The 11,949-nt window shown below is 44.5% G+C and carries 12 protein-coding genes; 3 read left to right on the forward strand and 9 right to left on the reverse strand.

The window, feature by feature from the left end:
- Nucleotides 1-139 precede the first annotated feature (139 nt).
- From V7R42_RS07495 to cutA, 7 genes are all read right to left on the reverse strand, one after another.
- Nucleotides 140-1,084 carry a hypothetical protein gene (locus tag V7R42_RS07495; RefSeq protein WP_334019581.1) on the reverse strand — a complete coding sequence of 315 codons (945 nt, stop codon included), beginning with the start codon at nucleotides 1,082-1,084 and terminating at the stop codon, nucleotides 140-142.
- Between the two features lie 398 nt (nucleotides 1,085-1,482).
- Nucleotides 1,483-2,826 (reverse strand): acetyl-CoA carboxylase biotin carboxylase subunit, encoded by a 1,344-nt coding sequence (gene accC / locus V7R42_RS07500; RefSeq protein WP_014951277.1) that lies wholly within the window; start codon nucleotides 2,824-2,826, stop codon nucleotides 1,483-1,485.
- A gap of 14 nt (nucleotides 2,827-2,840) precedes the next feature.
- A complete protein-coding gene (gene accB / locus V7R42_RS07505) occupies nucleotides 2,841-3,305 on the reverse strand; it encodes an acetyl-CoA carboxylase biotin carboxyl carrier protein (RefSeq protein WP_334019582.1) in 465 nt (154 codons plus the stop codon).
- A gap of 14 nt (nucleotides 3,306-3,319) precedes the next feature.
- Nucleotides 3,320-3,760 carry a type II 3-dehydroquinate dehydratase gene (aroQ, locus tag V7R42_RS07510; RefSeq protein WP_334019583.1) on the reverse strand — a complete coding sequence of 147 codons (441 nt, stop codon included), beginning with the start codon at nucleotides 3,758-3,760 and terminating at the stop codon, nucleotides 3,320-3,322.
- Between the two features lie 303 nt (nucleotides 3,761-4,063).
- Nucleotides 4,064-4,873 carry a M23 family metallopeptidase gene (locus V7R42_RS07515; protein ID WP_334019584.1) on the reverse strand — a complete coding sequence of 270 codons (810 nt, stop codon included), beginning with the start codon at nucleotides 4,871-4,873 and terminating at the stop codon, nucleotides 4,064-4,066.
- A 106-nt stretch (nucleotides 4,874-4,979) separates the two neighbouring features.
- The gene (locus tag V7R42_RS07520; protein ID WP_334019585.1) at nucleotides 4,980-6,866 is read right to left on the reverse strand and encodes a protein-disulfide reductase DsbD; all 1,887 of its coding nucleotides are present in this window, start codon (nucleotides 6,864-6,866) and stop codon (nucleotides 4,980-4,982) included.
- Between the two features lie 63 nt (nucleotides 6,867-6,929).
- Nucleotides 6,930-7,244, reverse strand: coding sequence for a divalent-cation tolerance protein CutA (gene cutA / locus V7R42_RS07525; protein WP_334019586.1), 315 nt, complete (start codon nucleotides 7,242-7,244; stop codon nucleotides 6,930-6,932).
- A 212-nt stretch (nucleotides 7,245-7,456) separates the two neighbouring features.
- Here cutA and V7R42_RS07530 point away from each other — a divergent pair, with 212 nt between their 5' ends.
- Nucleotides 7,457-8,014: an FxsA family protein gene (locus tag V7R42_RS07530; protein ID WP_334019587.1), complete on the forward strand. Its 558-nt coding sequence runs from the start codon at nucleotides 7,457-7,459 to the stop codon at nucleotides 8,012-8,014.
- 520 nt (nucleotides 8,015-8,534) lie between these two features.
- Here V7R42_RS07530 and V7R42_RS07535 read toward each other — a convergent pair.
- Nucleotides 8,535-8,750: a bacteriocin-like peptide gene (locus V7R42_RS07535; protein WP_334019588.1), complete on the reverse strand. Its 216-nt coding sequence runs from the start codon at nucleotides 8,748-8,750 to the stop codon at nucleotides 8,535-8,537.
- Between the two features lie 12 nt (nucleotides 8,751-8,762).
- Complete coding sequence (locus tag V7R42_RS07540) at nucleotides 8,763-8,984, reverse strand: hypothetical protein (RefSeq protein ID WP_334019589.1); 222 nt, start codon at nucleotides 8,982-8,984, stop codon at nucleotides 8,763-8,765.
- An 827-nt stretch (nucleotides 8,985-9,811) separates the two neighbouring features.
- Here V7R42_RS07540 and V7R42_RS07545 point away from each other — a divergent pair.
- Complete coding sequence (locus V7R42_RS07545; protein WP_012520088.1) at nucleotides 9,812-10,102, forward strand: co-chaperone GroES; 291 nt, start codon at nucleotides 9,812-9,814, stop codon at nucleotides 10,100-10,102.
- Between the two features lie 40 nt (nucleotides 10,103-10,142).
- Nucleotides 10,143-11,783 carry a chaperonin GroEL gene (gene groL / locus V7R42_RS07550; protein ID WP_334019590.1) on the forward strand — a complete coding sequence of 547 codons (1,641 nt, stop codon included), beginning with the start codon at nucleotides 10,143-10,145 and terminating at the stop codon, nucleotides 11,781-11,783.
- Nucleotides 11,784-11,949: the final 166 nt, after the last annotated feature.

Consider the following 11,949-nt stretch of genomic DNA (forward strand, 5'->3'; position numbering starts at 1 on the left):
ATACGTAATCTGCGGTAACTGAACTCACAAAGGCGACAAGCCGTAACTTATTATGCACTGTTAAAGTGTGTACGCGTTCTTGCTGTTTGGCCCATCGTTTGATGGGCCTTTTTTATGTGGTGTAGGCGCTTTGTTTCATTCAACTATCGAAGGAGAGTTTTACTCCTGCCAGTAATCGACTGACACTATCTACCACATCAGCTCTTATAAACCATTCAACATCATGTTTCTCGGATAGCACGCCACTAAATTCCAGAGAGCCGCCGTGACCTGTTCCTAGAAAGTCTTCAATTAATTCAGCGCGCTCACCAAAACTACTGTCTATATAGGAATAGTAAGCAAAATATTCGATAGGATATGATGTGTTAAAAGCGCTTGCAGCGAATTCGCCGCTGGTGCCCACTACAACTTTCGCAGCACTTTCATCAATACGCTGCACTAATTCAATGAACGCGGTATCTTGTTCATTAATACGTAATCGATATTCTGCCCGGGCAAACGTACCGTTCAGCATTCTTTCAAAACTGGCTTCGTAGCTATGTCGTTGTCCCATCTTGGCCGAATATTCAATTTCGAAATACGCATCCTCCTCGCCAATATTAAAGGCTTCAGATGCTTCAGCATTTGCAAGTTGACCAACGACTATTTCAATGGCGGTGTCGTTTTGCAATTGATTCACGTGACGTACCCCCGTTATCCAACCATCTTTCGACAAGCCGGTGGAAGAAACACGCCCTTTATAAGTTGGAATAACGCCTAACTCAGTTTTCCCCGAATCGGTTTCATGCCTTAAGTACAGTCGCCGTGCGTAAAGATAATCAGTGTTGTCGCTGCCGAATGTATTGTGGCTTGATGAAAAGTCATCGCCAGTCACCACAAAGCTGTTTACTGACCACGCAGAAGTGATGGCAAGAGAGGGATAGTAACGCAGTCGATATTGTTCGCGGCTTGGGCGGTTGGAACGATTATCGTAACGAACCTGAATATCTAGCTTCTGTGAGAAGGTGGGCGCTATTTGTTCTGCCAGCGCGTTAGTTCCTGCAATGGCTATCAGCGGTAAAATAAACAAAAAAGGATTTCGCACCTGTTTAACCCTAAACAACATGATTAAGTAGTTTATACATTAATTAGCGCAACATATAACGGCTTAAGAAAAAAATACAAAAAAAAGCCGGCAGGGATGCCGGCAATAAGTGGAGTGGGACTCCAATGAGGGTAAACACACAAAAGCATTAAAACTCAGGGAGATGTCTTAAAACTTGTATGCAGTATAGAACCAGTTTCTAAATAGGAAAATCGTTAAAAATTGATTGTAGTAATCGGAAAATTAGAATGTGCTGAATAGCAAATAGCAAATAGCAAATAGCAAATAGCAAATAGCAAATAGCAAATAGCAAATAGCAAATAGCAAATAGCAAATAGCAAATAGCGAAGGAAGAAAATTGGGCTACACAAAAATACAGCGTGTAGCCCAAAGGGGGATTAAGCTAAACCTAGCTTCTTCTCTAAATAGTGAATGTTGGTTCCACCTGCGAAGAAGTTTTCATCGGCCATAATGGCGCGTTGAAGTGGGATATTCGTTTTAATACCCTCAACCACAATCTCTTCAAGAGCATGGCGCATACGAGCAATCGCTTCGTCGCGGCTTTCACCATAGGTGATAAGCTTACCAATCATTGAATCATAGTAAGGGGGCACGTGGTAACCTGCGTAAATATGCGACTCCCAACGAATACCTAAACCACCTGGCGCATGGAACATGTCGATAGGGCCAGGGCTAGGAATAAAGGTTTGTGGATCTTCTGCGTTAATTCGACATTCAATAGCGTGGCCACGAATTTGAATTTGTGACTGGTCAATAGACAATGGTTGACCGGCTGCAATGCGAAGTTGCTCTTTAATAAGGTCAACGCCTGTGATCATTTCAGATACTGGGTGCTCTACCTGAATACGGGTATTCATTTCAATGAAATAGAATTCACCGTTTTCATATAGGAACTCGAATGTACCTGCGCCACGGTAGCCAATTTCAATACAGGCTCTGCGGCAGCGATCGCCAATCTTTGTACGCATTTGCTCAGAAATTCCCGGTGCAGGCGCTTCTTCAACCACTTTTTGGTGGCGACGCTGCATTGAACAGTCGCGCTCACCTAAGTGAATAGCGTTACCTTGGCCATCGGCTAATACCTGAATTTCAACGTGACGTGGGTTTTCAAGGAATTTTTCCATGTAAACCGTTGAGTTACCGAATGCTGCGCCAGCTTCCGCTTGCGTGGTTTCAATGGCTTTAATCAACTCAGCTTCGCTGCGCACTACGCGCATACCACGGCCACCGCCGCCGCCTGCAGCTTTAACGATGATTGGGTAACCAATGCGCTTTGCAATGGCTTTGTTGCGCTCTACGTCGTCAGTGAGCGGGCCGTCAGAGCCAGGTACACACGGTACGCCTGCTTTTTTCATGGCGTTGATAGCAGAAACTTTGTCACCCATAAGGTTGATAGTTTCAGCTTTAGGGCCAATGAAAATAAAGCCGCTCTTCTCTACCGCTTCAGCAAAGTCTGCGTTTTCCGCTAGGAAACCGTAACCTGGGTGAATAGCGATTGAATTTGTGACCTCGGCCGCAGCGATGATGCGAGGAATGTTCAGGTAGCTTTCGGTTGCCGATGCTTTACCAATACAAATTGATTCGTCAGCCAGCAACACGTGCTTCAAGTTTTTATCCGCAGTAGAATGCACAGCTACGGTTTTGATGCCTAGTTCTTTACAGGCTCTCAAAATACGCAGGGCAATCTCACCACGGTTAGCAATAAGTACTTTATCTAGCATAGTTAAGCACTCGCTTATTCGATGATGAACATTGGCTGATCGAATTCTACAGGGTCTTGGTTCTCAACCAAGATTGCCTTAACCACACCTGCTTTATCTGCTTCAATTTGGTTCATCATCTTCATCGCTTCAACGATACAAAGCGTGTCGCCAACTTTCACTTGCTGACCCACTTCTGCAAATGCTTTTGCCGTTGGTGAAGATGCACGGTAGAACGTACCTACCATTGGAGACTTAACAACGTGACCGTCTGGCTGAGCTGGCTCTACTGATGCTTCAGAAGCAGTGGTAGCTGCCGCCGCTGGAGCAGGTGCCATTTGCGGTGCAGATGGTGCTGCAAAGCTGTAGTTCATTGGGGCTTGAACACCTGTTGGGCCACGGTGAATGCGCACAGACTCTTCGCCTTCAGTGATCTCTAGCTCGGCAATGCCAGATTCTTCCACTAGTTCGATGAGTTTTTTAATCTTTCTAATATCCATGTTCTGTCTCTGCTCTATTTTGGCGATTTCGGTAAATTGATTGCTGCAGTTAACGCGAGCGAATAGCCCATGGCACCAAGGCCAACAATGACGCCAGCTGCAACATCAGAAAAATAAGAATGGTGACGAAACGATTCACGGGCGTGAACGTTCGACAAATGCACTTCAATAAACGGGATATTGACACTTAATAGTGCATCGCGAAGGGCGACACTGGTGTGCGTGAAGGCAGCAGGATTAATGATAATGGCATCAACAGTTCCCATCGCAGCGTGCACGCGGTCGATCAGCTCAAACTCAGCGTTTGACTGAAAATGCGTTAAGGTCACGTTGCTTGACGCGGCCTGCGCCTGCAAATCATCTACGATGTCTTGCAAGGTTTGTGTGCCGTATTTGTCCGGTTCTCTTTGGCCTAACATATTCAAATTAGGGCCGTTCAATAACAAAATATTCATCTAGTTTGCTGCTATCTTCGGGAAAATGTCACGGTTATTGCCATTTCAACAAACTTTTGTGACAGTTGCACGAAAAAAAGCCAATTTATTTGCTCGTTTATTATGTTAGTTGCTGATTATAGTGATAGATAAAGTTTTCGCAGCAAAATACTGGTCTAATCAGGTGTTTTCGGCGCAAAGTTTATTGGAGAGTTGGCTTGTTTGCTGCCTGTGAAACCGCAGCATGCTGCGCTCTCAGAAGGCGTTAGTTAAGGTTAAGCTGGCGGTTTTACCGAAAGTACCGGTGATGTTCCGCTATAAATTCTAAGGCAAGGCTTTAGTTGATGAGCTTTTTAAAGAAAACGGCACACTTACGTATTTACCATGGAATTTGGCGACATATATGCCAAAGTGAAGGTGGGGTAAGGAAGAAAACCCCGTATTGCCGGTATAACCGATAAGCTGCCCGCGTTCCACGGCTTGCCCTCTTGTCACTGTAACGCCTTTATATTTTAGGTGGTAGTATTCACCGGTGGTACCGTCGCTATGAAGAATAACCACATAGTTAGCGTGTTTAGCAAACTCCGGCGTTGGCCCGCCTTTCGTGCCGTCATTTTTCGTGTCGATCACTACGCCTTTTCGCGCGGCTAAAATAGGCGTACCGACAGGCGCGGCAAAATCGAGAGCATACCTTGACGCACCAAAATGACTGAAGTTGCCGTCAAAGCCTTGAACAATGCGGTATTCGCCAGCTGGCTGGAGCGGTGACAGATACGTATAGGTGTTATCGTGTATCGCATCTACGCGCCCTACCGTCCATTTAACGCGCATAGACGTCCAGAATGCATCGGCATTTTCTACCACGCCAAGGGGCACTTGGTCATTGGTATCTAAAAACGCGTTAACGTGGGATTTTGATTTAAGCTCACCCTTGCCAGTGGGGATATCCTGCAAAACAGTGGAATACAGGGTTAGCGCTACGGGCAATGCTACTTTTCTTTGTACTGAGACTAAATATAGAGAAGAAGACGAAGGCGTAAGCGCAAAACAAAAGCGTTTGTTATCAAAACAGCCTGTGGCTTTTGCTGTTACCGAAAGGAAAAAAGTGAGCGAAATAGACAAGAAGGCCAGCATTGAATCCAACCTTCTTTTCTGAACCCCGCTCCTACTCGAAATAAAGAAAGCAGTGCCTCGCACCGCTTGCCATATTAGAAGAGGAAAGGCCTTGGATCGAAACACCCTAGTCCAAGCGACCACTTTGACCGTCATTAGTGTTAGACCCATCGTTAAGCCATTCGTTAACGTGACTGGCAAAGGCGTCTGCTTTCATAAATCCGGTGACACGGGCTTTGGTTAGCTCGTCGCCGTTTTTGTCAAAGAACAAAATCGTCGGCAGGCCTAGCACGGTGAAGGTGTCAAAAATCTCCTGGCGCTCTGGCGTATTATCGGTAAGATCCATTTGCATCCATATCGTATTGCTAAGCGCAGATACGACTTTTTTGTCTGGGAAGGTGTACTTCTCAAACTCTTTACACGCTACACACCAGTCAGCGTACAAATCTACCATTACGGTTTTACCTTGTGCATTAGCACCCGATATCTTATCGCGTAAATCTGCTAAGTTTCGGGCAACAACAAAGTCTGGGTGCCCCTCTTGAGTGCTGTCAGCATGTTCGCCCCAAAGACCAGTGTTTAGCCCTGCTTGATAAGTAAGACCGGCACTACCCATAATGCCTATTGCAACCAAAACAGCACGTACAAGCTTCATCAGTGAGTTTTTACTTGCGCGGTTAAGTACCCAGTAATACCCGAATAAGCCAAAGCCAAGCAAAGCCCATAGGAAAGCAGTGGCAGGGCTATTATATAAACGCTCTATAAACACAATGGCCACGGCAAGCATCATAAAGCCGAATGTCACTTTAACCACATTCATCCAATTACCTGCTTTAGGAAGCAGTTTTCCACCTGTCATGCCGAATAAAATAAGCGGTACACCCATACCTATGCTTAACAAGTAAAGCGAAACAAAGCCCAGTGTCATATCGCCAGTTTGAGCAATGAATAGCAATATGCCGGTTAGCGGCGCAGTAGTGCAGGGCGATGCGATAAGACCCGACAAAACACCCATCACAAACACGCCTGCGAAACTGCCGGGTGTCTGGTTGTTGCTCATGTGAGTGAGCTTTTCTTGATACTTTGCTGGCAGCTGAATTTCAAAACCACCAAAAAGTGCAACGGCTAGCGCCACAAATAGCACAATGAATACGCCCAGCACCACGGGGTGTTGTAGCGCAGCCTGAAACTGCGCCCCTGCCACAGCGACAACCAACCCAAGCAACGAGTATGTAATCGCCATACCTTGTACATAAACGAAGGTTAGCCAGAATGAATGCGATGCGGTTTTAGGTTTGCCCTGACCGATAACAATGCCCGACACAATGGGATACATAGGAAATACACAAGGCGTGAAGGCTAAGCCTACACCTAGTGCAAAAAATAGAGCCAAAGTGAGAGCAAGGTTATCTTTATCGATTAGCCTTTGCGCTAAATCGAACTGCTCGCTTTGTGAAGAGATCGCTGCGTTATTTGATTCTGAGGCCGTATCTGTATCAACAACTGTACGGCTTCCTACTTCATTTAAATACACGACTTTCACCGTGGGTGGGTAGCAAAGCCCTGCGTCTGCACAGCCTTGATAGCGAATTTTTACGACACCGTCACCGCCCGCCGATTCAATAGGCAACGTAATAGATACGCTGTTGTAAAATACTTCAGACTCACCAAAAAACTCATCTTCGATCATTACGCCGGTTGGGTACACAGGCTCGCCGACTTCAGATTCTTTAGTAACAAACTTGAATTGTTTTAGGTACAAATAATAGCCATCGGCAATATCAAAGCTTAAGGTAAGTACATCGTTTTTTTGATTGAAATCGAACGCAAACGCTTGGTCTACATCTAAAAACTGAGGCTCATCTGCAAAAGGGTCGTCAAAGGCATTGGGCACCTGTGCAATTGCGAACGCGCTTAATAGTGACATTAAACAAAACGCTGAAAGAACATAAGCAGTAAAGCGATGGAACAGCGAAGCTGATGTAGTGCCGAATGAAAAAGAAGGTAAAGTCATAAAGTTACGGTTCATTATATCTATTTTGCGTTGTCGTTATTTTTATTAGGAATTACGTTTTAACTAGCGCTGTAGCGTGGTTTGTAACCACTGACCGTAAGCGCTGCTAGCCTCAGCATTAAGTTCTAGCCATTCAGGGACATCGTACGGATGCAACTCGCTTACTCTATCAAAGGCCTGTAATACATTTTGTGTATTCGTTTTAATGAGTAGCTGGCATTCCGTGTCGGTCTCTATTTTACCCTGCCATTCATATACAGACTCTATACTTTTGATGACATTCACGCAGGCGGCAAGCTTTTCTTCAACAAGCGAGGTGGCAATCAACTCCGCTGTCTTTTCATCGGGCGTGGTACACAATACAAGCTTTATTGTCATAAACGTTTCCTACTTTTTCGCGCCTGTTACTTTGCTAATGAGTCGATGGGTAATAGACCCGAAACACTACTTTATTCTTTCATAGCTAACGTATATCTCGGTTGTTATCGGTCGCTTTACGTGGCTATTTAAGCGAAAGGATGGGCACATTTTCTTGTTATTACGTACAAAGACCTTATAACAGGTTATGAATACATGAAAGAGGAAGCATTTTGCGGGTTTTATTTGTTCTGTTTGCCCTATTACCTATTTTAGAAATTGCGTTGCTAATAAATGTAGGCAACGTAATTGGTGGCTGGAATACCGTTGGCTTGGTTATTCTTTCTGCCTTTATTGGTGCTTATTTTGTTAAGCGTGAAGGCGTAAGTACGCTGCAAACGGCACAAGAAAAAATGCAGCGAAATGAAGTGCCGGGTAAAGAGTTGGTTGAAGGCCTAATGCTAGTAGTTGCGGGTATCTTACTTGTGACGCCAGGCTTTATTACCGATATCTTCGGTTTCCTTTTAGCAATGCCGGGCTCACGTCACTTCTTTGTCGCTCAGGTCAGTAAGCACATGAAAATGCGTGTTGTTATGTCCGGTGCGGGAGCTGGTGGTGCGGGGCCAAGTGCAGGTGGATTCAATACAAACGGGCAACAAAGCCCATTTGGCAGCGATCCCTTCGGCAATAGCGATTCGCCATTTAATACATCAGCGAAGAACAAAGACGATGTGATTGAAGGTGAATACACGGACAATACACAAAACGACGAAGACAAGCGTTTGAAGTAACTGCTATTTCAAAATTAGAAGTCAGTATTTTTGCTTCATGAGAAACCGTTAGTCATGCGTAAAAGTTGGTAGACCAAGACATACGAGTAGTAGCTTATGGACGCGAAATGTTTACAGACAGCTCGCACTCAAAACTGACGATGCTTATTTTATGCCTATCTCATTGCAGCGCTCGTTCGATGTGTATATTTGTTTAAAGGTTTTATTGGATTCACCATAATTGATTGCGATATGGCGTTTCCGGTATTGTTCAGACTAACTCACTCCCAATGAAAACGTTGTTTTGTCGTGGAACGAAATTGATTTACCGACTATCAAGACCTTTTATAAATTAAGGCATAGCATGCAATAAATAGGAAAAGTAAACAGAGTCCAATTACATTGTTAAAGCCATAAGTCACGTAATAGAGAGCTGCGCCACCGTTTGTCACTATAATCAATGCCAACAATATTTCTTTCTTTTTCATATACTACCTCGCTTTGATACAGCGGGCCTGGCAGCCCGCTTGAATAGAAAACTTTAGTGCATTTCGAACATGGCGTAGACTCCGCCGACTGTGCCGATCATTCCACCAATCATTCCTCCAACAAGCGCGCCTGCTGGCCCTCCGAACGAACCAATTCCCGCGCCAATGCCAAAGCCAGTTCCAAAACCACCTACACCGGCTATGGCGACACCACCTACATCAACGCCGCCATCAACGTTTTTAATCTCGTTATTCGAAAGTGTTTTCATGTTTGTTCCCCATTAACGCAAATAGTAGTAAGCAACACCAGCCGCCGCACCGACAAGCACACCGGCACCACCGCCAATAGCTCCCCATCGGGCACCATTAGCTGCAGCCATGAGAGCGCCTCCCCATCCAAGAGACGCTCCTGCACTACCTCCTGCTAGACCACCACCAATGCCCCAGCCTAAGGCATCTCCACCGTTTACTGCTGTGACTTGTGAATAATTTAGTTCTTTCATAATTTTCCTTATTACTATTAATAATTTAATCGTCAGCCGCATCCGCCAATGAAAAGGCCGACGGTTAGGAAATTACGATAAAAATTGAAAAAGTCAAAAGTGACTCGTGGAATTGCAAGTCTTATTAAATCAATGTCTTATGTTGTTTTGTTATTTTGTAGTAAGGTTTTTTAAGGAAAAAATATGAAATTGTAACGATGTATTTTCAATGCAAGGTTGAAATAACCTTATGCACGGTAATACCAATAGTAAGCTTTAATAAATGAAAGCTAGCTACTCCCTCAGGTTGTACAAATGGGTTATCAGCTAGAAAAGTTTGCCAAAGAAATTGAGGGCGTCAAAGAGCACTTGGTTTGGAGCGCTGCTGCATTGGCAATACGCCTTAGCTAGTAATTACACGGTGCAAGCGACTCATGTTTACGGTCACTGCATATCATTCGCAATCATTCATTCTGCAGCGGCCTTTTAAGTTTGATTTTCTACGCTAGATTTTAACCAACTGAAATAAATACAAGCTGTAATTTTTTCGAAACGCCTTAGAGGTTTATTCACTCATCCCTCTTGAGTCTACGTAATTGGAAACTCGTTATTTTCTGATTGGTAACGGACCGCCACGTATTCAAAAACTACGATTTTTAGAAAAAAACCAATTTTTTTACATTTTTTTGTTTAAAAACCCTTGAAGTTATCTGGGTACTACCCCATCTATCCGTGCAGAAACGATTTTAACTGCTCAGCAATGAGCAACCCAGGCACACAACATTCAGACAATCTGAATGTTGGTAATCACATAAACTTGAATAGTGGAATTTTCAGGAGACTTGAAAATGGCAATTCGTCCTTTACACGACCGCGTAATCCTTAAGCGCGCAGAGCAAGAAAGCAAATCTGCAGGCGGTATCGTTCTGACTGGTTCTGCAGCAGAAAAATCTACACGCGGCGAAGTAATCGCAGTAGGTAACGGTCGCATTCTTGAGAACGGCGAAGTTAAAGCGCTAGACGTTAAAGTTGGCGACACCGTTATTTTCAACGACGGTTACGGCGTTAAAACAGAAAAGCTGGATGGTGAAGAAGTACTAATCCTAAGTGAAAGCGACATTCTAGCGATTGTTGAGTAATTACAACTAACGTTAAAACGAATTTTAGAGGAATTTAATCATGGCAGCTAAAGAAGTACGTTTTGGTGATGACGCTCGCAGCAAAATGCTAAAAGGCGTAAACACACTAGCTAACGCAGTTAAAGTAACACTAGGTCCAAAAGGCCGTAACGTTGTTCTAGACAAGTCTTTCGGTGCACCTACTATCACCAAAGATGGTGTGTCTGTAGCGAAAGAAATCGAGCTTGAAGATAAGTTTGAGAACATGGGCGCGCAGATGGTAAAAGAAGTTGCGTCTAAAGCGAACGACGAAGCGGGTGACGGTACTACTACTGCTACTGTACTTGCTCAAGCTATTGTTACTGAAGGTCTTAAGAGCGTTGCAGCGGGCATGAACCCAATGGATCTTAAGCGTGGTATCGACAAAGCTGTTGCGGCAGCAGTTGAAGAGCTTAAAGCTCTGTCTACTGACTGTGCAGACAGCAAGTCTATCGCTCAAGTAGGTACTATCTCTGCAAACTCTGATTCAGAAGTTGGCGATATCATTGCTCAAGCAATGGAAAAAGTAGGTAAAGAAGGTGTTATCACTGTAGAAGAAGGTCAGGCACTTCAAAACGAACTAGACGTTGTTGAAGGTATGCAGTTCGACCGCGGTTACCTATCTCCATACTTCATCAACAACCAAGAAAACGGTACTGTTGAACTAGACAACCCGTTCATCCTATTGGTTGACAAGAAGATTTCTAACATCCGCGAACTACTTCCTACCCTTGAAGGCGTAGCGAAAGCTGGTAAGCCGCTTATGATCATCGCTGAAGATGTTGAAGGCGAAGCGCTTGCTACACTAGTAGTTAACAACATGCGCGGTATTGTTAAAGTTGCAGCGGTTAAAGCACCAGGTTTCGGTGACCGTCGTAAAGCAATGCTTCAAGACATCGCTATCCTAACTGGTGGTACAGTAATCTCTGAAGAAATTGGTCTAGACCTTGAAAAAGTTCAGCTTGAAGACCTAGGTACTGCTAAGCGCGTAGTTATCAACAAAGACAACACAACTGTTGTTGACGGTAACGGCGACCAAGAAGCGATTGAAGGCCGTTGTGCTCAAATCAAAGGTCAAATTGAAGAGTCTTCTTCAGACTACGACAAAGAGAAGCTTCAAGAGCGTCTTGCTAAGCTTTCAGGCGGTGTTGCAGTAATTAAAGTTGGTGCAGCCACTGAAGTTGAAATGAAAGAGAAGAAAGACCGCGTAGAAGATGCACTGCACGCAACGCGCGCAGCGGTAGAAGAAGGTGTGGTACCTGGTGGTGGTGTAGCACTAGTTCGCGCAGCAGCTAAGCTTGCTGACCTAACTGGCGACAACGAAGACCAAACAGTAGGTATTAAGCTTGCACTACGTGCAATGGAAGCGCCTCTACGTCAAATCTCTATCAACTCAGGTGCTGAAGCATCAGTAGTTGTTAATGAAGTGAAGAACGGCGAAGGTAACTACGGTTACAACGCAGGTAACGACACTTACGGCGACATGCTAGAGATGGGTATTCTTGACCCAACTAAAGTAACGCGCTCTGCACTTCAGTTCGCTTCATCAATTGCTTCACTAATGATCACGACTGAAGCAATGGTAGCTGAACTACCTAAAGACGAAGCAGCGCCTGCAATGCCTGATATGGGCGGCATGGGCGGTATGGGCGGCATGATGTAATCAGCCTCCTATGATTTCATAGAAACTCATAATGTTTCAAAAACCCCGTAAAGCATTGTTTTACGGGGTTTTTTTCTTTGTATGTAGCTGTTCAGCTTGTTTCACAATAGTTCACGAAGTTTCAATTTTTTTGGGGTATAAAGTGGGGTATCGCCATTTGCGTAAT

It is taken from the genome of Alteromonas sp. S015 (assembly GCF_036864485.1).
Lineage (GTDB): Bacteria > Pseudomonadota > Gammaproteobacteria > Enterobacterales > Alteromonadaceae > Alteromonas.

Bases quoted from the DNA above. Each gene is read 5' to 3' on its own strand.
- V7R42_RS07540 (WP_334019589.1), bottom strand. From the start codon at position 8,984: ATGAAAGAACTAAATTATTCACAAGTCACAGCAGTAAACGGTGGAGAT.
- groL (WP_334019590.1), top strand. From the start codon at position 10,143: ATGGCAGCTAAAGAAGTACGTTTTGGTGATGACGCTCGCAGCAAAATG.
- V7R42_RS07545 (WP_012520088.1), top strand. From the start codon at position 9,812: ATGGCAATTCGTCCTTTACACGACCGCGTAATCCTTAAGCGCGCAGAG.
- accB (WP_334019582.1), bottom strand. From the start codon at position 3,305: ATGGATATTAGAAAGATTAAAAAACTCATCGAACTAGTGGAAGAATCT.
- accC (WP_014951277.1), bottom strand. From the start codon at position 2,826: ATGCTAGATAAAGTACTTATTGCTAACCGTGGTGAGATTGCCCTGCGT.
- aroQ (WP_334019583.1), bottom strand. From the start codon at position 3,760: ATGAATATTTTGTTATTGAACGGCCCTAATTTGAATATGTTAGGCCAA.
- V7R42_RS07520 (WP_334019585.1), bottom strand. From the start codon at position 6,866: ATGACTTTACCTTCTTTTTCATTCGGCACTACATCAGCTTCGCTGTTC.
- V7R42_RS07535 (WP_334019588.1), bottom strand. From the start codon at position 8,750: ATGAAAACACTTTCGAATAACGAGATTAAAAACGTTGATGGCGGCGTT.
- cutA (WP_334019586.1), bottom strand. From the start codon at position 7,244: ATGACAATAAAGCTTGTATTGTGTACCACGCCCGATGAAAAGACAGCG.
- V7R42_RS07515 (WP_334019584.1), bottom strand. From the start codon at position 4,873: ATGCTGGCCTTCTTGTCTATTTCGCTCACTTTTTTCCTTTCGGTAACA.